This window comes from Rhodoferax sp. GW821-FHT02C08, from assembly GCF_059421805.1.
Map to the genome: position 1 here is coordinate 307,850 of NZ_JBWKVR010000004.1, position 23,410 is coordinate 331,259.

Sequence of the window (23,410 nt, forward strand, 5' to 3'; positions counted from 1 at the left end):
GAATACAGAACATGACCGCCGCCGTAATCGTTTCCACCGCCCGCACCCCCCTGGCCAAAAGCTGGAAGGGCTCTTTCAACATGACCCATGGTGCCACCCTGGGCGGCCACGCGGTGCAGCACGCCATCCAGCGCGCCGGCATCGAAGCCGCCGAAGTCGATGACGTGATCATCGGCTGCGCCACGCCCGAAGGCGCGACGGGCGCCAACATCGCCCGCCAAATCGCCTTGCGCGCCGGCTGCCCGGTGACGACATCCGGCGTCACCGTGAACCGCTTTTGTTCGTCCGGCCTGCAGACCATTGCCATGGCGGCCCAGCGCATCATTGCCAACGAAGGCGATGTGTATGTGGCCGGCGGCGTGGAAAGCATTTCCTGCGTACAGCAGGAGATGAACATCCACATGCTCAACGACCCCTGGCTGGTGAAAAACAAGCCCGAGATCTACTGGAACATGTTGCAGACCGCCGAGCAGGTGGCGCAGCGCTACAACATCAGCCGCGAGCAGATGGACGAATACGGCGCAGCCAGCCAGCAAAAGGCCGTGGCAGCCCTGGCCGCCGGGCTGTTCACCGCCGAAATCGCGCCCATCACTGTGACCATGGGCGTAGCCGACAAGGTGCGCGGCCTGATGACCAAGGAAGTGACGGTGAGCCAGGACGAAGGCATACGCGACGGCACGACCAAGGAAGGCATCGCCGGCCTGCGCTCGGCCTTGCCCGGCGGCCTAATCTCGGCCGGCAACGCCAGCCAGTTTTCTGACGGCGGCGGCGCTGTCGTGGTAATGAATGAAACCCTGGCCAGCCAGCGCGGCCTGCAGCCGTTGGGCCGCTTCCTCGGTTTTGCGGTGGCCGGCTGCGAGCCGGACGAAATGGGCATAGGCCCGGTGTTCGCCATCCCCAAGGTACTGAAGCGCCTGGGCCTGAAGGTGGACGACATCGACCTGTGGGAGCTGAACGAAGCCTTCGCGGTGCAGGTGATCTACTGCCGCGACAAGCTGGGCATTCCGGCCGACAAGCTGAATGTGAACGGCGGCGCGATTGCAGTCGGCCACCCGTATGGCGTGAGCGGCCAGCGCCTGACCGGCCACGCGCTGATAGAAGGCAAGCGCCGCGGTGCCAAGCGCGTGTGCGTGACGATGTGCATAGGCGGCGGCATGGGCGCGGCCGGGGTGTTTGAGGTTTTGTAGGCTGCATTGCTATTGAATAAATAGCTGCTGGCGCAGGTAGTGTCTGCGCTAGCGGCCTATTTCTTTTAAATGCGCGGGCACCGGTTCCGCGTGGGCTGCGGGCCATAATCCCGGCATGGAACTCCATCAACTCCGTGCGCTGTTGGCCGTGGCCCGCAGCGGCCAGCTCGTTAGGGCGGCCGATCAGTTGCACCTAACCCAGTCTGCGCTGTCCAAACAAATCAAGAGCCTGGAAGACGAGCTGGGTGTGCTGCTGTTCGCCCGCACGCCCACCGGCATGGTGCTGACCGGAGCCGGGCGGCGCCTGCTGCCACTGGCCACGCAAACCGTGGACTCGGTACAGGAAATGGCGGCGCTGGCCGCCTCTATGCGCGGCACGGTGGCCGGCGGGCTGCGCCTGGGCACCATCATCGACCCGGACTCCATCCGCCTCGGGGCTTTGCTCACGGCCCTGCTGCAGTATTACCCGCAGGTGGATGTGTCGCTGCAGCACGGCATCTCGGGCGGGGTGCTGCAAATGCTCCGAGACGGAGAGGTGGACGCCTGCTTCTACCTGGGGCCGCTGAAGGACACCGACATCGCCGTGCGCCAACTGCTGCTGGAGCATTACGTGGTCATCGGGCCGGCCGCCTGGGCCGAGCGCTTGCACACGGCAGGCTGGGAGGAACTGGCCGCCATGCCCTGGCTGGCCTCGCCGACCGGCAGCTCGCAGTATGGCGTGGTGACCCAGATGTTTGCGGAGCGCGGCCTGAGCTACCGCACCGTGGTGCAGGCCGACCAGGAGGCATCGATTCTGGAGCTGGTACAGGCCGGCGTGGCCCTGGGTTTGATGCGCGAGCGCACCCTGGCCCCGGCGCTGGAGACCGGACAGGTCGTGGCCTGGCAGGGGGCGCGCCTGGCTTGCCCGCTGTCGCTGCTGTATCGGCGGTCACAAGAGGAATCCGCCACGCTGCAAGCTTTGCTGGCAACCATCGATATGGTGTGGCCGGGGGACGGTATCAGCGCTTAGGTGCTTCGATCACGATAGCGCGAAAGTCGTTCACATTGGTCAGCGTGGGGCCAGTGATGACCGAGTCGCCCAGCGCCTGAAAAAAGCCATGGCCGTCGTTGCGGTCCAGGCTGGCCCTGGGGTTGATGCCCTGGGCCCAGGCGCGCTCCAGGGTGTCCGGAGCCAGGGTGGCACCGGCGATTTCTTCCACACCGTCCACGCCGTCGGTATCGCCCGCAATCGCATGCACGCCGGGCAGGCCGTCCAGCGCCACCGCCAGGGACAGCAAAAACTCCACATTGCGCCCGCCACGGCCGTTGCTGCGCAGGGTGACCGTGGTTTCACCACCCGAGAGCAGCACGCAAGGCGCCTGGAAAGGCTGGCCGTGCAGTACCACCTGCCGGGCCATGCCGGCCATGGCCTTGCCCAAGTCGCGCGCCTCGCCCTCCAGGCTGTCACCCAGGATGTAGGGCGTGTAGCCGGCCGCGCGCGCCACCTGGGCGGCGGCCTCCAGTGCGATCTGTGGGGCAGTGATGGTGCGGGTGACGTTGGCGTCCAGCCGTGCATCGTCGGGCTTGATGCTTTCGCCCAGGCCGCTTTCCAAAAGCGTGCGCGCCGCTGGTGGCAGGGTAATCTGGTAGCGCGCAATGATGGCCAGCGCATCCGCGCAGCTGCTGGCATCGGCTACCGTGGGGCCGGATGCAATATTGCTGGGCGCGTCACCCGGCACATCGGAAATCAGCAGGGTGTGCACCCGCGCCGGGAAGCAGGCCGCGGCCAACCGCCCACCTTTGATGCCGGACAGATGCCGGCGCACGCAGTTCATCTCTGAGATGCTGGCGCCGCATTCCAGCAGCGCGCTGTTCACGGCCTGCTTGTCGGCCAGCGTTAAACCCTCGCCGGGTTCTACCAGCAGTGCAGAGCCGCCACCTGACACCAGGGCGATGACCAGGTCGTCGGCGTTCAGGCCCGTCACCAACTGGCGTATGCGCTGGGTGGCCAGCGCACCGGCCGCGTCGGGTACCGGATGGGCGGCTTCTACGATCTCGATGCGCTGGCAGGGCACGGCATAGCCATAGCGGGTGATGACCAGGCCTTCCAGCGGGCCGTCCCAATGCGCTTCCAGGCTTTGCGCCATGGCCGCCGAGGCCTTGCCTGCACCGATCACGATGGTCCGGCCCTTGGGTCGTGCAGGTAAATGCGGCGGCAGGCACAGCGCGGGCTGGGCGGCGGCGATGGCGGCGTCAAACAGGCTGCGCAGCAGAGCGCGGTGGTCGGCGGAAGAGGGCGTCACGGGGAGGTTTCCTTTCCGTACGATTGTCAGTGCAGCGCGGCGCATGCCGGTTCAACGCCCTGCTGGCTTGCGGGTGGCCAGCAGCACCAGGATGCCGCCCAGGAACAGGCTGCCGGCCAGTACATACAGCCCTGCCGTGGTGCTGCCGGTGGCGTCCTTGATGCTGCCCACCATGAAGGGGCTGACGAAGCCGGCCAGGTTGCCCAGGGCGTTGATCAGGGCAATGCCGGCGGCGGCCGCCGAGCCACGCAGCATGGCGGTGGGCAGGGTCCAGAACAACGGCAGGCTGGTCAAAATACCCATGGTGGCCAGACTGAGTGCGGCCATGGCCAGCACGATATCGTTGCCAAACACGCCACTCAGCACCAGGCCCAGGCCGCCGACGAAGGCCGCGCTAGAGGTATGCAGGCGGCGCTCGCCGCTGCGGTCCGAGCTGCGGCTAGCGACCACCATGGCCACGGCCGCCAGGCCATAGGGGATCATGGTCAGCAGGCCCACGTCCAGCACGTCCTTGACGCCGGCGTTCTTGATCAGCTGCGGCAGCCAGAAGCTGATGCCGTACAGGCCCATTACGCTGCAGAAGTAGATGCTGGCCATGAGCCACACCTTGGGGTTGCGGAACACCTGCTTCAGGCTGTGCTCGCTGCGGCCGCTTTCGTCGCGGCGAATGTTGTCTATCAGCAATTGCTTTTCTGCGTCGGTCAGCCATTTGGCGCCAGCGATAGAGTCCTCCAGATAGAAGAACACGCAGATGCCGACCAGGATGGACGGAATACCTTCCAGCAGGAACAGCCATTGCCAGCCATGCCAGCCATTCACACCGGCAAAAGCCTGCATGATCCAGCCCGACAGCGGCCCACCCACCACACCCGACAAGGCAATGGCCGTCATGAACAGGGCCACTACGCGGGCACGCCGCTCCATGGGGAACCAGTAGGTCAGGTACAGGATGATGCCGGGGAAGAAGCCGGCCTCGGCAATGCCCAGCAGAAAGCGCAGCACATAGAACATGGCCGGCGTGGTGACCAGCATCATGGCCGACGAGATGACGCCCCAGGTGACCATGATGCGGGCAATCCACACCCGGGCGCCGGTGCGGTGCAGGATGATGTTGCTGGGCACTTCGAACAGAAAGTAGCCCACGAAAAAGATGCCAGCGCCCAGGCCGTAAATGGTCTCGCTGAACTTCAGGTCGGTCAGCATCTGCAGCTTGGCAAAGCCGACGTTGACGCGGTCCAGATAGGCTACGACGTAACAAAGAAACAAAAAGGGGATCAGGCGCCAGGCGACTTTGTTGTACGCGGATTTTTCGAGTGCGCTGCCCGATGTGGTGGAGGGTAGGGGGGCCATTGTTGTTTGTCTCCGTAAGAGGGATTCTGTGGGCTGCCATCAGCCTGCGCGCAGTCTAGTGGCGTCTTGCCCTGGTGCAGATTGATATATCGGCAACCCTGCATGGAAGCGGCGGAATACCGTTGCAGGGCAAGGACTTACGCGGCGGGTTCAAGTCCGCCCTAGCGCAAACCCCTAGGGGGCGTTCTACCCAGGTAAATCCTGGGTAAAAATAGTGCAACCATGGCGGGCGGGCCCTGCTTTCGGTACAGTGGCGCGCATGCTCACCCCTAAAACGATTGCCCGGCTAGAGAACACCATTTGGATACTGCTCTACGGAGGGCTGCTGACGCTCATCCTGGGCTTGTTCACCCAACGCGCGGACGATGACCTGGGCCAGACCATGGTGGTCGGCGGTGGAGTGGCAGCAGTCTTCGGGGCCGTGTTGATCTACGTGCGCTCGCGCGTACGCTCTAGCGACGAATAGCGGAAGGTTTTGCCATGGCCGATCTGATACTGCACCACTACACCATCTCGCCGTTCTCTGAAAAGGTCCGCAAGGTGCTGGCCTACAAGCAGCTGGACTGGCAGTCGGTCACCGTGCCCAGCATCGCACCCAAGCCTGACGTGGTGGCCCTGACTGGCGGCTACCGCAAAACCCCGGTGCTGCAGGTCGGTGCCGACATCTATTGCGACAGCGCGCTGATCTGCGACGTGCTGGAACACCGCCAGCCCAGCCCTTCGCTGTCACCCCCTTCGCACAAAGGCTTGGCGCGGGTACTGGCGCAGTGGGCCGATACCACGCTGTTCACCGCCGCCATGGCCTATTGCTTCCAACCGCGCGGGCGCGAGCAGCTGTTTGGCCACGTGCCGCCGGAGGTGGGCCTGGCCTTCGCGGAGGACCGTGCCAAGATGAGGGGCGGTGTACCGCACCTGCGCCCGGGCGATGCCACATCGGCCTACAAGTCTTATTTACGCCGCCTGGCTAGCATGCTGGAAGACTTGCCTTTTCTGGTGGGCACGGCGCCCTGCCTGGCGGACTTTGCCGCCTACGCGCCGCTGTGGTTCACCCGCTTTAACGTGCCAGCGCTGGCGCCCATCCTTGATGCCACGCCAAATGTGCTGGACTGGATGGACCACATGGCCGCATTGGACCACCCGCCCGTACAACAGCTGAGCTCGGAGGATGCCGTCGCGCTCGCCGCGCAATCCACGCCGCTGCCGTTGGAAACCGAAGTGTTCCAGGACGACCATGGCATCCCGCTGGGCAGCCGCGTCAGTGTCCAAGCCGAAAGCTTTGGCCCGGAAGCCAGCGAGGGCGAGCTGGTGGCAGCCACCCGCATGCACATCACACTGCGCCGCGAGGATTCGCGAGCCGGCACGGTGCACGTGCACTTCCCCCGCATAGGCTATGTGCTGAAGGCCATTTAAGACGTGCTTAGCAAGGCGCGGTGATGGCCTGCAGCGTCTTGCCCGTCTGCGGGTCGAACACCACCAGATTGATCTGCCGGCTGTGCTCCGGCGTGCTGGCAATGCTGCGAAACGTAAGCCGCTGCGCAGTGTTGCTGGTGTAGACGCCAGCGCTGGTGTACTGGCGCACCACAAAGTCGTGCTGCAAAAATTCGCCCGCGTTTTCACCGGCCTGCACCTTGGAGCTGTAGCCGTTCTCCGTCACCGTCCAATATGCCGACCAGTGCGCGGGTGCGCCGGCAACCGGCGTCACCGTGGCCTCAAACTGGTCTGGCCCCAGCTGGTGCAGGCTGATCTGGGCCAGGCCGGGCTCGGCGGCCTGCTTGTCCAGCGTTCCGCCCCAGGTTCTCCAGTCCTTGCCGTCCAGTACCGCCTGCGGCGTGTAGATGGAGCTTTGCCGGTTCCACGCGGCCACCTGGCGCTGCCGCACCGTGTGGGCGGGTGTGGCGAAGCGGTCCACCCAGCCCAGTTGGTCCCAGTAACCCACATGGAAGGCCTGCACCACAGCAGTCTGGCCCTTAAGGCGGCTGAGCCACCGGTCGGCCGGCGGGCAGGAGCTGCAGCCCTCGGAGGTGTACAGCTCCACCACTGGCAGCCTGTTGCGGCCCGACTGCAGGCTGCAGCTTCCTTCTGAAGAAAAAGCCGCTCCAGCGCAGGCAATACCTGCGCTGGCAGCTACGAACTTGATAGCATTCCACATGGGCGGCTCCTGAAAATAGTCATAGCCTTTGGTCGCCGCAGGCCGCCAATTCTTACAGGCTTACAACTGGAAACACATGCGTGGACAGATACCCGGCAATCGGCCCGGTTCCAGGGCTTAAGCACCGGATTGCTGTGGTTCAATATTGTTGAGAACCACCCATCCAAGAACAGGACACACCATGCCCAACAGCCCTCTGGCCGGACACACCGCACCCCCATCCCTGTTGGTCAATCTGCCCCGGCTGGTTACCGCGTACTACAGCTTGCAGCCCGACCCGGCCGAGTCCACCCAGCGCGTGGCCTTTGGTACCTCAGGCCACCGGGGCAATGCGTTCAAGGCTAGCTTCAATGAACACCATGTGCTGGCCGTTACCCAGGCCATCTGCCTGTACCGTGAAAAGAACGGCATCACCGGCCCGCTGTTTCTGGGCATAGACACGCATGCGCTGTCCGAACCCGCGGGCGCCACCGCGCTAGAGGTGCTGGCCGCCAACGGCGTGCAGGTCATGCTGGCTGTGAATGACGACTACACGCCCACACCTGCCGTGTCGCATGCCATCCTGGTCTATAACAAGGGCCGCAGCACAGGCCTGGCCGATGGCATTTTGATGACGCCGTCGCACAACCCGCCAGAGGACGGCGGCTACAAGTACAACCCCACCAACGGTGGCCCGGCCGACAGCGACATCACCGGTTGGATAGAAAAAGCCGCCAATGAAATCCTGCAGAACAAGCTGCAGGGCGTAAAGCGCATGCCCTATGCCCAGGCGCTGAAGGCCAGCACCACGCACCGCCACGACTACCTGGGTAACTACGTGGCCGACCTGGCGAATGTGATCGATATGGATGCCATCCGCGGCGCAGGCGTGCGTATGGGCGTGGACCCGCTGGGCGGCGCGGGCGTGCACTACTGGGCCCGCATCGCCGAGAAATACCAGCTGAACCTGAGTGTGGTGAGCGAGCAGGTGGACGCCACCTTTCGCTTCATGAGCGTGGACTGGGACGGCCGCATCCGCATGGACCCGTCCAGCAAAAGCGCCATGGCCTCGCTGATCGGCCTGAAGGACCAGTACGACATCGCCTTCGCCTGCGACACCGACCACGACCGCCACGGCATCGTAACCAAGAGCGGTGGCCTGATGCAGCCCAACCACTACCTGGCCGTGTGCATCGATTACCTGTTCCAGAACCGGCCCGGCTGGAGCGCCCAGGCCGGCGTGGGTAAAACCCTGGTCAGCAGCAGCATGATTGACCGTGTGGCTGCCCGCCTGGGCCGCAATCTGTACGAGGTGCCGGTGGGCTTCAAATGGTTCGCAGCCGGCCTGTGCGATGGCTCGCTGGGCTTTGGTGGCGAAGAGAGCGCTGGCGCGTCCTTCCTGCGCCGCGACGGTACTGTGTGGACCACCGACAAGGACGGCCTGATTCCCGCCTTGCTGTCGGCCGAAATCATCGCCCGCACCGGCGACGACCCGCACCAGGCCTACCAAAAGCTGACCCAGGCCTTTGGTGCACCCGCCTATGACCGCATCGACGCTCCGGCCACGCCCGAGCAGAAGAAAAAGCTGGGCAAGCTCACGCCGCAGCAGATCACCAGTTCGGAGCTGGCGGGCGAGGCCATCACCCAGGTGCAAACCACGGCCCCCGGCAACGGTGCCAGCCTGGGTGGGCTGAAGGTGTCTACCGCCAACGGCTGGTTTGCCGCGCGCCCTTCCGGGACTGAGAATATCTACAAGATCTACGCAGAAAGCTTCCACGGTGAAGACCACTTGCGCCGTATCACCCAAGAAGCGCAGGGCATTGTGGATAAGGCACTGGCGTAATATCGCTGCATTCTTGCTATGGTTTGAATAGCTTCTCGCGCAGGTAAATACTGTGCCAGAAGCTTTTTTTATATATGAAATTTGAGGGGTCTGCGTGCTTGTATTGATTCTGGTGGCCGGGCTGTGGGCCGGTTTGCAAAACTCGCTGGCCGGTGGCGGCTCTTTTGTCACCTTGCCCGCGCTGATCCTGTCGGGCATGTCGCCATTGGCGGCCAATATCACCTCCACGGTGGCGCTGTTTCCGGGGCAGGTGACATCCGGCTTTGCGGGCCGCAAGCTGGTCACGGGCGCCGGCGCGCTGCCGTTTTGGGCGCTGCTGCTGGTGAGCGTGCTGGGCGGGGCGCTGGGTGGCCTGCTGTTGCTGCATACTCCTTCGGACATTTTTACTCGCCTGGTGCCCTGGCTGGTGCTGTTTGCCACCACGGTGTTTGCCTGGGGTAGTTTCTTTCGCAAGCCGGGGGAGGCCTCGGTGCACATAGGCCCTGCGGGCGCGGCGGTGGCGCAGTTTTGCATTGCCATCTACGGCGGCTATTTCGGCGGTGGCATTGGCTTTCTGATGATGGCGGCACTGACCATGGCCGGCTTGCCCACCCGCAATGCTGGGGCCACCAAGAACGCCTTGGCCGGGGTGATGAATGCATCCGCCGTGGCCTTGTTCATCACTTCACCCCAGGTGCAGTGGCTGCCCGCGCTGGTGCTGGGCGCAGGAGCCATCGTTGGCGGCCTCATCGGCTCCTGGGCGCTACACCGGGTGAACGAGAAATATCTGCGCATCGCCATCGTCGGCATCGGCGTGTGTCTGACCATCGGCCTGTTCGCCAAGCCGCTGTGAGGACCGCTACCAGCAAAGCCCAGTTCCGCTTGCGCATCTACCGCGATGCCAGCATTGCCATCGGGCCGGGCAAGGTCGATCTGCTGGAGGCCATTGCCGCAACCGGCTCCATCTCCGCCGCTGCCCGGCAGCTTGGCATGTCCTACCGCCGCGCCTGGGTGCTGGTGGACGAAATGAACCGCACCCTGGTGTCGCCAGCCGTGACCACCGTGGCCGGCGGCGCGCAGGGCGGGGGCACTGCGTTGTCCCCCCTGGGCGAGAAGCTGGTGCAGCACTACCGAGCCGTGGAGCAGGCCGCCCGCACGGCAGCCGCTGTGGACATTGCCGCGCTACAGGCGCTGCTGGCGCCCTGAACATTTCTTTATCGCTATATACGGCTGGATACAATGCCGGCCATGCCCGCGCTACTCGCCTCCATGGACTGGTTCCCCCTCATGCTGTCGCTGAAAGTGGCTGCGGTGGCGACCTTGCTGGCGACGCTGGCAGGCGTTGCGCTGGGCTGGGTATTCGCCCGCAAAAAGTTTCCTGGCAGTAGCCTTTTGGAAGCGGCTTGCATGCTGCCGCTGGTGCTGCCGCCTACCGTCATCGGCTATGCCATCCTGGTGGTGGCGGGGCGGCGCAGCCCGCTGGGCGCTTGGCTGCGCACGCATCTGGACTACACCATCATCTTCAGCTGGCACGGCGCGGTGGTCGCCTCGGCCGTGGTCGCGCTACCGCTGGTGCTCAAGTCGGCGAGTGCAGCGTTTGCGGGTGTGGACCCTGCATTGGAGGCCGCTGCCAGCACCTTGCGCCAATCGGTTTTCTCGGTGTTCATGCGCGTCACGCTGCCGCTGGCCTGGCCGGGCATCCTGGCCGGTACGCTGCTGGCATTTGCGCGGGCCATGGGTGAGTTCGGCGCCTCGCTGATGGTGGCCGGCTCCATCCCGCAGCAGACGCAGACCCTGTCCATGGCTATTTACGACGCGGTGCAGGCTGGGCAGGACGACAGGGCGCTGCTGCTGGTGCTGGTCACTTCGGTGCTGTCCATTGCGGTGCTGGTGCTGTCCAACCGCTTCTTTTCCTTGCGTTGATTTTCAGGAGCTTTCACGTGCGTCCTTCCTTACTGCTTTCCAGACTGCTTTCCATCTTGCTGGCCTTGCCCTTGCTGGCCAGCGCGCAGCAGATCACCGTCTCCACCGCCGCCAGCCTGACAGATGCGTTCAAGGAGCTGGGCCCCAAGTTCGAAGCCAGCCAGCCCGGCGCCACCGTGCGCTTCAACTTTGCGGCCTCTGGCGTGCTGCTGCAGCAGATCAGCCAGGGCGCGCCGGTGGACGTGTTCGTCAGCGCCGACCAGGACACCATGGACCGGGGTGCGGCCCAAAAACTGATCGACACCGACACCCGCAAGGACTTCGTCAGCAACAGCCTGGTGCTGATCGAACCCGGCAAAGATGGCCTGGGCCTGAAAAGCCTGCAAGACCTGGGCGGCGCCAATGTGCGCAAGATCGCCATCGGCAAAGTCGCTACCGTGCCCGCCGGCCGCTATACCAAGCAGGTGCTGGACGGCGCCCACCTGTGGACCGCCCTGGAGCCCAAGTTCGTGCAGGCCGATAACGTGCGCCAGGTGCTGGACTATGTGAGCCGTGGCGAGGCCGAGGCCGGCTTCGTCTACCGCACCGATGCGGCGCTGCTGGGCGACAAGGTCAAGATCGTGCTGACCACCACCGGCCACACCCCTGTGTCGTACCCCATCGCCGTGGTGGCCGACAGCAAGCAAAAGGCCTTGGCCAAGAACTTCATCGCTTTCCTGTTCACCGATGCCGCGCAGCAAGTGCTGGCGCGTTACGGCTTTGGAAAGCCGTGATTGACGTAGACATCCAGCTCACTGTTGCCGACCGCCGCCGGCGCTTCGATCTGGCCGTGCGCTTTGCCACCGACGCGCCGTTTGCCGCCTTGTACGGCCCTTCGGGCGCGGGCAAGTCGCTGACCCTGCAGGCTATTGCCGGCCTGCTCAAGCCCCACCGGGGCCACATCCGCCTGGACGGCCGTAGCTTGTTCGACGCAGGGCAAGGCGTGCACATGCCGCCGCCCCAGCGCCGCGTGGGCTATCTGCCGCAGAATTACGCGCTGTTCCCGCATCTGTCGGTATACGAAAACATTGCCTTCGGCCTGAAGTCCTGGCGCAAAAAACGTCTGTTGCCCATTGAGCAGGCCCATGTGCAGGCCTTGATGGACAGCTTTGGCCTAGCCGCGCTAGCGGACAGCCGGCCCATCACCCTGTCTGGTGGGCAGCAGCAACGCGTGGCTTTGGCTCGCGCACTGGCCTGCCAGCCCCAGGTGCTGCTGCTGGATGAGCCGTTTGCCGCCTTGCACCCCCGCCTGCGTCACAGCCTGCGCGACGAGCTAGCCCAGGTGCGCCGCCAATGGGGCATCCCGGCGCTAATGATTACCCATGACGTGGAAGACGTGCTGGCGCTGGCTGACGTGGCTTTTGTGTTTGACCAAGGGCGAGTCGTGCAGCAGATTGGTATGTCTGACGCCAGCAGCCGCAGTCTTGCGCGGCAGGAGTTGAGTGGGATGTTGTTGAATGGATAGCTCCGAGTAAGACATATGCATTTAAGTATCAATAGTGGTACTACCAATACTAAAAATGATATGCCATCTTTGAAAGATGTGATTGGTTTCTTGAAATGATGACGGCTACGATGGCCCCGAACAATCGGTTTGAGCGGCTAGTCGGGTTTGCGTTGGGGGATGTCGACGCGAGCTGAATTTCCCTCCCAGGCTGATCGTTCGGTAGAACATCCTGGCACCTATGCTTTGCGTATGCAAGCATGCCGATCCTGCTCTTGGCAGGGCCATAAGGTGTCTAGATGCTCGCGGGGAAGGCCAGCAAAAGTAGGAAAAGAATGTCTGTTGCTCAAAAAGTGTTCCCGGGCATATGCGTGATCGCCGCAGCGTGCCTGTGCTATTACGCACTGATAGGCGGCAGCCAATCAAACAGCGCTGAGCAGCCTTTGGCAAGCGCCCGGCAACTGGATGGCGCCAAGCCATTGCCACCGTTCAGCAGCACGGCCTCAGCAATAGCGGATGCGCCTGGCAAGCAGCGCTGCGCCGACATGATGCAAATCAGCCCATTCGGAAGCGGCCCATCGAACTGTTCGAACGATCCGGTGCCGCTATCGCCCGCCGCGGGTAGAGATGTAACGGCCGTACGCGCAAAGCTTGATCTGATATGGCCATGCCAAGTTGCCCAGCAACCGAATGCGACGGCATCTGAGTGCGCCAAGACCAACGCTGACGCGGCAAATCTGGTCTGGCAGCTCGAAGCGCTGGCAGAACAGGGCGACCGCCAAGCAAGCACCGATCTGGCGAATCTGGTGCAGAGCCGGAAGAAGTCCGCTACCGGTGAATATTTTGACGCTCTTGACCATGCAGAAGCCCGGCTATTGCGCATCGCGATCAATGGCGGAGTTGAGGCGGAGAAGCCGATTCCTCGGCCGTCCCCGGCTCCCGCCGGTGGTGTATGACCGCCGTGGGCGAAAAAAGTACTTCGCTCACCTGGGCCCCAACTGAGGCGGCGCACAAGTTGGAATATCGCGGGTTTGCGCGCCATAGATTCACACCATTGAATTCACCCTATCAGGCACCGAACGCTATACGTTCTGCCGAAATCAATTTTACGGGTTTAGAAATAATAACCCGTGGAATGACATGTCGAGAGGCATGGTATCAAAGTAAATAACCACGGAGACTAAAATGAAAAACCATTATTTGCAGTTGGATGGACATCCCCCATTAAGTAGACTTACCGCCAAGACATTAAATCGCTTTTTAATGCTTTTGGCGTTGATGGTATTTTTAAGCTCAGGTTTTTTCCAGAAAGCTTCTGCCGCCACAAGTACCTGTGATATTTACGCTTCGGGCGGTACGCCGTGCTCTGCGGCCCACAGCACAGTGCGAGCCTTGTTTGGGGCATATAACGGAAAACTGTACCAGGTCAAGCGCGCATCTAATGGCGCCACCATGGATATTGGCACTTTGACAGCCGGTGGTATTGCCAACGCTGCAGCACAAGATGCCTTCTGCGCAGGCTCTGTATGTACCATTGAAACGATCTATGACCAGACCGCGAATGGAAATCACTTGACTGTTGCACCGGCCGGGGGGAACGGCAGCGCAGACATCACAGGCAGTGCTACCGCATTAAAGGTGACGATTGGCGGAAAGTCTGCATATGCGGTCTATATCTCCGCGGGCGTCGGGTATCGGCGCAATAACACCACAGGCATTGCAACCGGTAGCGCATCAGAAGGCGTATACATGGTTACCAGTGCGACCCATGTGAATAATGGTTGCTGCTTTGATTATGGTAATGCCGAGACAAATAACCTTGATACCGGCAATGGACACATGAATGCTGTCTACTTTGGCACTTTGTGCTGGTTCGCATGTACTGGATCTGGCCCCTGGGTCATGGCAGATCTTGAGAACGGTTTATTCCTGGGCGGCAACGGAAGCAATACGAATAATACTGGCCGCAACACCACTTTTGTCACGGCCATGATTAAACAAGATGCCACAACATATTCCATTAGAGATGGAGATGCCCAAACTGGTGCATTAAAAACGGATTATGCAGGGCCCTTACCCACAACGTCAGGATATGTACCCTTCCACAAAGAAGGCGCCATTATTTTGGGTATTGGCGGCGACAACAGCAAGGTGGCAGTCGGTAATTTCTATGAAGGCGCAATGACAACAGGCAAGCCTTCTGATGCAACCGAAAACGCCGTGCAAGCCAATATCGTTGCAGCAGGTTACAGTGGAAATGCCCTGAGTTCTTATAAAAAGCTCGTCAATCAAAACAGCAATAAGTGCATGGACGTTCAGCAACCTAATACCAGTGCGGGTAGCAATGTCGACCTCTATACATGCAACGGGTTTGCTTGGCAGAATTGGCAAATGGTGGACTTGGGCAATGGATACTCCAGTATCTATAGCGAGCACAGCGGCATGTGCCTGGATGTCAGCGGATCTTCCACTGCCAATGGCGGCAACGTGATCCAAAATACTTGCAGCAGTAGCACCAGTCAGCAATGGCAGGTAACAACGACCACCGCTCCCTGGTTCCGCTTGACCTCGCGCAACAGCGGAAAGGTATTGGATGTTTCCAACTGCGGCACCGCCGACACGACCAATATCCAGCAATGGGCTTGGCTCAATAATGCCTGCCAGCAATGGCAGCTGCAATAAGCATGCTTGTCATGAAAATAATTCGACTGATATCAAGTTGAACTAAGGCAACGCTTATATGGGCGCCTCCCGGATTGCAAGAACTCGTGTGTGTGAAGATTCAGGAGGCAGGGCTGCAGTCTTATATCCGGCCTGTTGTGCAAGCTGATGTGCCTGCTGGCCCTAATGGTTTTCGCTGACGAAGTTTCCATCTGAACATCGAGCTTGATGCTCTTATGCCTTATCGGAGTGTCTCCGTCCCGGTCCGACCTATTTGTTCCATCACACGCGTGGTCGCTTGCTCTCCTTCAAACTGGTCGTTTCGTAAGCCTCATCTTTAACGCGCGGCCTGCCACGCTTCAGACCTCCAAGCCAGTTCGCGTGCCAATACGGCCCAGATCGTTCGCGTCAACTTGTTCGCTACGGCTTCGACCGCCACGCTTTACGGCCGACGTTGCAACAAAGCTGTCAACCATAGCCATGTCGGACCATCCTTGGATCTGATCACGATGGCGTGCGCGCCACGCATCACCAGCGTGCGCAGGTATTTCCCGCATCTGCTGCGAGAGCCGTCGCTCGATGAGGCCGATGTCGGCCTGCAGTTGCTGGACTCGCCTGAGCTGCTCGTCCAGGCTGTCCATGAGCATCGCTGGCAGCCGTGTCTTTGCGTCGCACATGGCGTCAGGCAAGGCCTTGAGCAACGCCGCATGACCTTCCGGCAACACGATGCCGAACTCGTAGAGCAGCCCCTGAGTTCGTTGGTTTGCATGATGCGAGTCTTCATGAGCTGTGAGCGCATCCGGTGCAGCGATAGCACTATCTGCTGGGCCTCGCTCTTGACAGGCACGAAGCGCATTCCCGGCTGACGGCATGCGGTCCAGATCGCTTGAGCGTCCGCAGCGTCGGTCTTGTTGCGCTGAACGAACGGGCGTGCCTTGCGCGGGGAGATGAGCCGTACCTCGTGGCCCAGCGCCATCAAGGCTCGGCCCAATGCAGCTGAAACACCTTCTTGGCAATGTCGACGGCAATGACGGTACGTTCCATGATGGTCTCCGTTTCGATGTTGACGATGGGATCTCCAATCTGGCATTACCCAGGGCGCAGTGCAAGTAGCGGTAGGAGGGAGGCGCTCATACCATCTGAATAATTCCCGAGCTGGCACGTGATTTGCGTGATAGCGTGCCTCATTTTGAGGAGGTAGGGATGAAACAGCAGACTCTAGCTATGGCGGCAGATCTTGGGTTCGAAAGCTGCCGCAGACCCACACGGCGTGATGGGTTCCTCGTGACCATAAACACGATTGTTCCGTTGCCTTGTGTGAGGTCATTGAACCTCATTGCCCCAAGGCCGGCAACGGACGCTCTCCCATTGGGTTGGAGCGCATGTTGCGCATCCACCTTTGCAGCACTCGTTCAATCTGGCCGACTTGGCTTGCGATGAGGGGCTGTACGATACCGCCAGCCTGCGCAGCTTCGTCGACATTGACCTGGGCCGTGAGCCGGTACCTGACGCTGTCACCCTGCTCAAGTTGCACCGACACATCAACGAGTACAAACGGGGAGAGTCTCTGTTTGCGAAGGTTGGACAAGAGCTGCAATAAGGGGTTTCAAGGTCAACACCGGCACCATTGTGGATATCACCCTCTCAGCACTCCAGCTCGACCAAGAACGCGGATAAGGCCTGTAACCCCTAGATGCACCAAATCTGCAAAGGCCAGTAGTGGTATTTCGGCATAAAGCTGCATATCGGCGTGGACAGCCAAAGCGGACTGGTCCACAGCGCCGTGGTCACGTCCGCCAACCTGCATGACAAACACCCCTTGCCCAAACTGCTCCATGGCAACGAGCGGCGCGTCTATACGACTCGGCCTACGCCAGTCAGAAGGGCCTGATTCAGGCGAAGCCAGCAAAAGCCCGGAACTTCACGAATAAACGCAGCCGGCGTAACGGTATTGTCGATGAGGTGGTGCGGTCTAAGAACCGCAACAAATCCAAGATACGCGCCCGGGTAAAACACATTTTTGGCGTGGACAAGCGGCTTGCTGAAGAGCGCCACGAGGGCGTTCACCGCCTTGGCGCTGGCCAATATCCACCTAAGCCGCAGCCAGTCGCTGGCACAGGTACGCCCATAAAGGCAGCATGCAGGTTGAATGATCTGCCATTCGGGTTCAAAGCCTATCTAAGCCAACACAATGAGCGTCTCTGTGGACGAAGTTCGCCCCTTGTGGATTGTTAACGTAGCCTTTGAAGGTCCTTGTTTAGCGTTGTCTTAAAGCGTTTGCAGGCGCATTCTCTCCAACATGTACGTGAGGTTGTTGACCGCCGCGGTCAGCACAAAAATATGATCTACGCTACAGAGTCAGCGCACCGTCATTTAGTGGATGCACTCACTGGTCTTTGCCCAGCCAAAGTCTTGCTCAATGCGGTTTCTCTGTTAGACCGCGATGATGCGTCTCACTTGCGTCAACGGTGTTTGGCCGACTGGGTGACGTCTCGAGGTATTTAGTGCCATATGTGGGATAACATTCATTTCGCGCAGGGCTTCAATGAGCTCTTCGGCGGTATAGCCATTGCCTGCTCCCTGAGTGATCTGTAACTACGGGTTTACCACGCGGCAATTCGGCATGATACCAAGAGGTATGGTAATAAAAATTAAAGAAATTTTTTGAAATAGGAATATTAATGACCCTGGATCCGAGCAGTCGATACTACTTTTACCAATCTGCCATCGGTGGATTGGAACAACTTGTGATGAGATATGTGTTGCCTGACATAGCGCCTACTCCTGGATTTCTAACAAATGCCTTTGGTGTAAAAGTAAATCCGAACCATCTGCCCTTGGTTGTAGGGGGAAAGGAAGGTGTGGAGCCACCACCTATACCTGCAAATTGGCACGCTGATTTGGCCGAGTTCGGCGCTGCATTGCGCGCCGTGGAATTGGCAAAAGATAAATTTACCGTAATTGAGTTGGGGTGTGGGTGGGGGTGCTGGTTAAATATTACCGGTGTAGTTGCCAGGCGAAGAGGACTAGACGTCAAATTAATCGGCGTCGAAGGCGATGCTGGGCATGTCCAGTTTGCCCATGAGTCTCTGCAGGAAAACGGCTTCAACATCGATGAGTATGTGATCCACCATGGTATTGCGAGTTGGCAGGCTGGGCACGCTTTATTTCCTATTCAGGAGCAGTCTGGTGTGTCTTGGGGGCTTGAAGCTCGTTTTAATGTTTTAGATACGGAATTAGCAGAGTTATTGAATACAGGTAAGTACAACTATCTACGTCAAATACCGCTTTCTTCGTTACTTTCTTCGGAGCTTGATCGGATTGATTTGGTTCATGTCGACATTCAAGGTGCTGAGGTTCCACTAATTCCGTTATCCATGCCCTTCTTAAACGAGAAAGTTGCGATGGTACTAATCGGCACACATAGTAAGCAGATTGAGGCCGCCTTATTTGATAGCTTCCAGTCCGCTGGCTGGGTTTTGGAAATCGAGCGACCTGCGGTACTTGCGATTGGTCGAGAAATCCATACTCAGGTGGATGGTGTCCAGCTTTGGCGGAATCCCACGCTTTTACCCGATGAGACCTTGCCGCTCTGCGAGTCTAAGGACTATGCTGGTAAATTAAGCATCAAGTTTTGCCCCGAAAGGGTGTCGCTAGGCGAAGAGTTTTCGGTTGACGCGACAATTTGTAATCTTTCAAAGAAAAATTGGAATGGAAATGGAGAGCGCCCAGTACGCGTTAGTTACCACTGGCGGGATAAGTGTGGCAAAGTCATAGTATTTGATGGGGTTCGAACAAAAATTCTCAATGATTTAATAGAGGCGTGCACCACGGTCGAGCAAGTGATTCGAGTAAATGCACCTGAGAAAAAAGGAAGATTTTTGCTTGAGATTACACTGGTTCACGAGGATGTTTCGTGGTTTGAGATGGCCTCTTTCACTCCGGTTGTCATTGAGGTTGATGTAATTTGAAAATAGAAGTGATTGCAAACGCTTGCCCGATGGCGATCGATATGGGTTATAGGTGAGCACTTTGGCAATCACATCAATCAACAAAGGTAGTGAATCAACTTCAACACCGATTTCAGCTTGGCTCGGTGTTTGAGCTACTTGCCATTTTTCTTAGTACGCTAGGGTTGGTAATATGGGGCGGTAAACACCTCGCAGGACACAAATGAGTTGTGATGATTTAATGAGATCGAATCAGCAAATAAAAATTTGTTGATCGGTTTTCCTTCAATTTTCCCCACATAGATTGCCAATATGAGCCTTAAAGAATTCAAGCGATTGGCAACCAAATATCTTGCATCGCATGGCTACATAAAAAGAAAGAAAATAAACGGGGTCTTTTTACCGTTTGTTGATCCTTATGTTCGCGATATCGCTCCCGAGGGAGTGGATTTGCTTGATGGCTGGTTTGACATGGAAGTCAATGGCGATGAACGATGGAGACGGATGGGATTAAGTGCAACAATAAGGATTCCTGTCAATGATTTCTTGGATTATATTTTAATTCATTATGGATATTTGGAAAAGCAGAGCAACGAGGTTGATGTAAAAATTTGCGGAGATGCGGGCAGCAGGGAATTCAAAATCTCAACAGGGCACCAGGTTATTGTCATTGATAAAATGGAAATATCAACTCCTGATAGTAACTTAATATCAATTAAAGTATCCGATCGCTACCCATCATCCGAAAATGACCCACGTGCACTGGGTCTAATGATTCAGGGCATTGCAACAACTTCACAGTTTGGAGGAGGCATCAGTCGAAAAAAATCCTTACTTACTGGTGGATATAAATTGGAAATCGAAGCGGATATCGATCGCTTCATTGGTTTATCTCATCATATGGCCAATCATTCCAATGATGCGCTGTTGCATTATTTTACCAAATTTAGCGGGGCATTCCAAGTTCCATCTGGCGACTCAGCCTCTCCCGAGTATGAAAAATTTTGGCTTTGTCAATATAAAAATATATGCAAAATAAATTACAAAGTAGAAAACGAGAAACACGATTTCTCGGATAATTTGATTGATAATGTTTACCCCTATAACACCAAAGACCCAGTCGCAATCGGCAATCAATTAATCGCTGTGGGTTCTATAGTAAGAGCTTTCGATGACGTGCCCATTGGAGGCTCTGTACTCGAAATGGGTGTGGGCTGGGGAAGGTTGGCCTTACAACTGGCCCTTTCCGGTTATCAATTAACAGTTCTTGATATTGAAGAAAAATTTATAAAAATTGTAAAAAATAGATTCAATAGATTCAATAGATTCAATCTAAGCTTGAATACAATTTGTGGCGACTATTTTGAGGCACCAAAGTTAGGGAAAAAATTTGACGCAATATTATTTTTCGAAAGCTTTCACCATTGCATAGCACATCGCGAACTACTGGTAAGACTTAAAAAATGCCTTACTCCTTCTGCTGTAATAATATTTACCGGTGAAACAATAACAAATGAACTCCCTTATGACTGGGGGCTAAATCCTTCGGGGCAAGGCATTTGGTCAATAGCACATCATGGCTGGATGGAGCTTTGTTTTCATCCGAATTATTTCTTCAGGATGTTAGTCGAATGGGGTTTTTCAATTATAGATTTACCTTGCCCTCAAACGGCGGCCGGACGAATTATCAAAGCGCGACTTAAATCTTAGGTAAATGCTGAGCAATGCGGTGCCCAGCGGAATAGTGAGTTGATCCATGCTAGGTAGCACTGCTAAGATTCAAGTTCCCCTGCGCTTTCAGGACGTCGGCGGCCTATTTACCGGACTTAGTCCCATTTGAAAGTATTCTTCAAACTTGGCCTTGAAGCCACCTTGATATGCTCCGTTTCGTTAAGCAGGATATCCGCGAGGCATATCAGTAATAAGCGGCCTAGGCAAGCATAGCCCTGCGTATTCTGGTTGCATCTTGTGTTGTGCATTACTAGCGTATTTAATTCCACATCATAAGTTCAGTAAATTGCGTTAGCCAGAGCAGGGTATCTCGCCGCTGCCCCCGGCTTTGCAACACAAGGTACGCAGTTTGCTATTGAATAAATAGCTGCTGGTGCAGGTTTCTTCTGCGCTAGAGTCGCTTTTTATATACAAAATATGGGCTAAGGTGGCTGTGGCAAACTCACGCCCCTTGCCTTATTAGTTCCCGTTCATGCAGAAAATCATCCGCCAGCTGGCCACCGAGATCCAAGTCCGAGAAGAACAAATCCGCTCCGCCGTAGAGCTGCTGGACGGCGGTGCCACCGTACCGTTCATCGCGCGCTACCGCAAGGAAGTCACCGGCGGCCTGGACGACATCCAGCTGCGCGAGCTGGAAACCCGCCTGGGCTACCTGCGCGAACTCGAAGACCGGCGTGCGGCCATCGTTGCCAGCATTGAAGAGCAGGGCAAGATGACCGACGCGCTGCGTGTGGCCATCTTTTCCGCCGCCACCAAGCAGGAGCTGGAAGACCTGTACCTGCCGTTCAAAACCAAGCGCCGTACCAAGGGCCAGATCGCCCGAGAAAACGGCATCGAGCCGCTGGCTGACAAGCTGTTTGCCAACCCCGCGCTGGTACCGGCCGATGAAGCCCAGGCCTTTGTGAAAGCCGAGAAGGGTGAAAACGGTGACGACTTCACCTCCGCGCAGGCCGTGCTAGACGGCGTACGCGACATTCTCAGCGAGCGCTGGGCCGAAGATGCTGCGCTGATCCAGAACCTGCGCAGCTGGCTGTGGAATGAAGGCCTGCTGCGCAGCAAGCTGGCCGCTGGCAAGGACGAGAACAACCCCGACATCGCCAAGTTCCGCGACTACTTCGACTACGACGAGCCGATTGGCCGCGTGCCATCGCACCGCGCACTGGCTGTATTCCGTGGCCGTGGGCTGGAATACCTGGATGCCAAGCTGGTACTGCCAGTCGAGCCCGAGCCGGGCAAGCCGTCCCTGGCCGAGGGCCGCATCGCCATCCACCTGGGCTGGAGCCACCAAAGCCGCCCGGCCGACGATTTGATCCGCAAATGCGTAGCCTGGACCTGGCGCGTCAAGCTCAGCCTGTCTACCGAGCGCGACCTGTTCGCCAAGCTGCGCGAAGACGCCGAAAAAGTAGCCATCAAGGTATTTGCCGACAACCTGCGCGACCTGCTGCTGGCTGCACCGGCCGGCCCACGTGTGGTGCTGGGCCTGGACCCGGGCATCCGTACCGGCGTGAAAGTCGCCGTGGTGGATACGACGGGCAAGCTGGTGGAAACCGCCACCGTCTTCCCGCACGAGCCGCGCAAGGACTGGGAAGGCTCGCTACACACCCTGGGCAAGCTGTGCGCCAAACACGGCGTGAACCTGATCGCCATCGGCAACGGCACAGCCAGCCGTGAAACCGACAAGCTGGCGGCCGACCTGATCAAGCTGCTGGCCAAAATGAGCGAGCAAGCCGGCCTGCCACCGGTGGAAGTGCAGAAAGTGGTGGTCAGCGAAGCCGGCGCATCGGTGTATTCGGCCAGCGAATTCGCGTCGCAAGAGATGCCCGATGTGGACGTGAGCCTGCGCGGCGCGGCCAGCATCGCGCGCCGCTTGCAAGACCCGCTGGCCGAGTTGGTGAAGATCGACCCCAAGTCCATTGGCGTGGGCCAGTACCAGCACGATGTGAGCCAGAACGACCTGGCGCGCAGCCTGGAAGCCGTTGTCGAAGACTGCGTGAACTCGGTAGGTGTGGACCTGAACACCGCCAGCGTGCCCTTGTTGAGCCGCGTCTCCGGCCTGTCTGCGAACGTGGCCAAGGCCGTGGTGCGCTGGCGCGAGGCCAATGGCGCTTTCAAGAACCGCAAGCAGCTGATGGACGTGAGCGGCCTGGGCGCCAAGACCTTCGAGCAAAGCGCGGGCTTTTTGCGCATCCGCGGCGGTGACAACCCGCTGGACATGACCGGCGTGCACCCCGAAACCTATCCGCTGGTCGAGCAAATCATTGAAGTGACCAAGAAGCCGGTGACCGAGCTGATGGGCCGCGCCGAGATGCTGAAGACGCTGCGGCCCGAGCTGTTTGCGAATGAGAAGTTCGGCGTCATTACCGTCAAAGACATCATTGGCGAGCTGGAGAAACCCGGCCGCGACCCGCGCCCGGACTTCAAGGTAGCGCGCTTCAACGATGGCGTGGAAGACATCAAGGACCTGGTCGAAGGCATGGTACTGGAAGGCACGGTCAGCAACGTGGCGGCCTTTGGCGCCTTTGTGGACCTGGGCGTACACCAGGACGGCCTGGTGCACGTCAGCCAACTCAGCCACAAGTTCACCACCGATGCGCGCGAGGTCGTCAAGACCGGCGACATCGTCAAGGTGCGCGTGGTCGAGGTGGATGTGGCCCGCAAGCGCATTGCGCTGAGCATGAAGCTGGGCGAGGCGCCGGCCCGCCGGGATGGTCCCCGTGACAACCGCTTCGAGGGTGCTAGCCGTGGTCAGCAACAGCCGCGTCGCGACAACGGCCCGGCGCCGCAGTCGGCCATGGCATCGGCTTTTGCCAAGCTGCAACCCAAGCGCTGATTAGCACGGTAAACCGCATGCGCCCATGGTGCGCAGCAGGCGGTTTGCCGTACCATGCCGTAT

18 protein-coding genes and 2 pseudogenes are annotated in these 23,410 nt (G+C 58.9%); 16 read left to right on the plus strand and 4 right to left on the minus strand.

Going from position 1 to position 23,410, the window contains the following annotated elements:
* Window positions 1-11: 11 nt before the first annotated feature.
* Window positions 12-1,187 carry an acetyl-CoA C-acyltransferase gene (locus tag AC07VY_RS07160; protein WP_495096711.1) on the plus strand — a complete coding sequence of 392 codons (1,176 nt, stop codon included), beginning with the start codon at window positions 12-14 and terminating at the stop codon, window positions 1,185-1,187.
* A gap of 115 nt (window positions 1,188-1,302) precedes the next feature.
* A complete protein-coding gene (locus AC07VY_RS07165; RefSeq protein WP_495096710.1) occupies window positions 1,303-2,196 on the plus strand; it encodes a LysR family transcriptional regulator in 894 nt (297 codons plus the stop codon).
* Here AC07VY_RS07165 and AC07VY_RS07170 read toward each other — a convergent pair.
* Window positions 2,186-3,469 (minus strand): glycerate kinase type-2 family protein, encoded by a 1,284-nt coding sequence (locus AC07VY_RS07170; protein ID WP_495096709.1) that lies wholly within the window; start codon window positions 3,467-3,469, stop codon window positions 2,186-2,188. The genes AC07VY_RS07165 and AC07VY_RS07170 overlap by 11 nt on opposite strands.
* 51 nt (window positions 3,470-3,520) lie before the next feature.
* Window positions 3,521-4,819 (minus strand): MFS transporter, encoded by a 1,299-nt coding sequence (locus AC07VY_RS07175; protein ID WP_495096708.1) that lies wholly within the window; start codon window positions 4,817-4,819, stop codon window positions 3,521-3,523.
* A gap of 259 nt (window positions 4,820-5,078) precedes the next feature.
* Between AC07VY_RS07175 and AC07VY_RS07180 the strand changes: the two genes are divergently transcribed.
* Together AC07VY_RS07180 and AC07VY_RS07185 are read left to right on the plus strand one after the other, a co-directional pair.
* Window positions 5,079-5,285 (plus strand): hypothetical protein, encoded by a 207-nt coding sequence (locus AC07VY_RS07180; RefSeq protein WP_495096707.1) that lies wholly within the window; start codon window positions 5,079-5,081, stop codon window positions 5,283-5,285.
* A gap of 14 nt (window positions 5,286-5,299) precedes the next feature.
* Entirely contained in the window at window positions 5,300-6,229 is a 930-nt protein-coding gene (locus tag AC07VY_RS07185; RefSeq protein WP_495096706.1) for a glutathione S-transferase family protein, read from the plus strand.
* A gap of 7 nt (window positions 6,230-6,236) precedes the next feature.
* Here the strand turns inward: AC07VY_RS07185 and AC07VY_RS07190 are convergent, their stop codons facing one another.
* A complete protein-coding gene (locus tag AC07VY_RS07190) occupies window positions 6,237-6,968 on the minus strand; it encodes a DUF1223 domain-containing protein (protein WP_495096705.1) in 732 nt (243 codons plus the stop codon).
* A gap of 181 nt (window positions 6,969-7,149) precedes the next feature.
* Between AC07VY_RS07190 and pgm the strand changes: the two genes are divergently transcribed.
* The 8 genes from pgm (at window position 7,150) to AC07VY_RS07230 (ending at window position 14,857) form a co-directional block, all read left to right on the plus strand.
* A complete protein-coding gene (pgm, locus tag AC07VY_RS07195; protein ID WP_495096704.1) occupies window positions 7,150-8,790 on the plus strand; it encodes a phosphoglucomutase (alpha-D-glucose-1,6-bisphosphate-dependent) in 1,641 nt (546 codons plus the stop codon).
* Between the two features lie 94 nt (window positions 8,791-8,884).
* The gene (locus AC07VY_RS07200) at window positions 8,885-9,622 is read left to right on the plus strand and encodes a sulfite exporter TauE/SafE family protein (protein ID WP_495096703.1); all 738 of its coding nucleotides are present in this window, start codon (window positions 8,885-8,887) and stop codon (window positions 9,620-9,622) included.
* Complete coding sequence (locus tag AC07VY_RS07205; RefSeq protein WP_495096702.1) at window positions 9,619-9,975, plus strand: winged helix-turn-helix domain-containing protein; 357 nt, start codon at window positions 9,619-9,621, stop codon at window positions 9,973-9,975. Before AC07VY_RS07200 ends, AC07VY_RS07205 begins: the two co-directional genes overlap by 4 nt.
* A 42-nt stretch (window positions 9,976-10,017) precedes the next feature.
* Window positions 10,018-10,692 (plus strand): molybdate ABC transporter permease subunit, encoded by a 675-nt coding sequence (gene modB, locus AC07VY_RS07210; protein ID WP_495096701.1) that lies wholly within the window; start codon window positions 10,018-10,020, stop codon window positions 10,690-10,692.
* 17 nt (window positions 10,693-10,709) lie between these two features.
* Window positions 10,710-11,465 carry a molybdate ABC transporter substrate-binding protein gene (gene modA / locus AC07VY_RS07215; RefSeq protein WP_495096700.1) on the plus strand — a complete coding sequence of 252 codons (756 nt, stop codon included), beginning with the start codon at window positions 10,710-10,712 and terminating at the stop codon, window positions 11,463-11,465.
* Window positions 11,462-12,196, plus strand: coding sequence for an ABC transporter ATP-binding protein (locus tag AC07VY_RS07220; protein ID WP_495096699.1), 735 nt, complete (start codon window positions 11,462-11,464; stop codon window positions 12,194-12,196). The genes modA and AC07VY_RS07220 overlap by 4 nt, the downstream gene beginning before the upstream one ends.
* 314 nt (window positions 12,197-12,510) lie before the next feature.
* Window positions 12,511-13,131 (plus strand): hypothetical protein, encoded by a 621-nt coding sequence (locus tag AC07VY_RS07225; RefSeq protein WP_495096698.1) that lies wholly within the window; start codon window positions 12,511-12,513, stop codon window positions 13,129-13,131.
* Window positions 13,132-13,360: 229 nt separating this feature from the next.
* The gene (locus AC07VY_RS07230; protein WP_495096697.1) at window positions 13,361-14,857 is read left to right on the plus strand and encodes an arabinofuranosidase catalytic domain-containing protein; all 1,497 of its coding nucleotides are present in this window, start codon (window positions 13,361-13,363) and stop codon (window positions 14,855-14,857) included.
* Window positions 14,858-15,173: 316 nt separating this feature from the next.
* On the opposite strand, the pseudogene AC07VY_RS07235 reads toward AC07VY_RS07230, so the two are convergent.
* Window positions 15,174-15,880: pseudogene (locus AC07VY_RS07235) on the minus strand (IS110 family transposase).
* Window positions 15,881-16,039: 159 nt separating this feature from the next.
* On the opposite strand from AC07VY_RS07235, the pseudogene AC07VY_RS07240 reads away from it, so the two are divergent.
* The 4 genes and pseudogenes from AC07VY_RS07240 (at window position 16,040) to AC07VY_RS07255 (ending at window position 23,347) form a co-directional block, all read left to right on the plus strand.
* Window positions 16,040-16,967: pseudogene (locus AC07VY_RS07240) on the plus strand (IS5 family transposase).
* 550 nt (window positions 16,968-17,517) lie between these two features.
* On the plus strand, window positions 17,518-18,807 hold the full coding sequence (locus AC07VY_RS07245) for a class I SAM-dependent methyltransferase (protein ID WP_495096696.1): 1,290 nt from the start codon (window positions 17,518-17,520) through the stop codon (window positions 18,805-18,807).
* 291 nt (window positions 18,808-19,098) lie between these two features.
* Window positions 19,099-20,496: a class I SAM-dependent methyltransferase gene (locus AC07VY_RS07250; RefSeq protein WP_495096695.1), complete on the plus strand. Its 1,398-nt coding sequence runs from the start codon at window positions 19,099-19,101 to the stop codon at window positions 20,494-20,496.
* A gap of 493 nt (window positions 20,497-20,989) precedes the next feature.
* Entirely contained in the window at window positions 20,990-23,347 is a 2,358-nt protein-coding gene (locus AC07VY_RS07255; protein WP_495096694.1) for a Tex family protein, read from the plus strand.
* Window positions 23,348-23,410 lie beyond the last annotated feature (63 nt).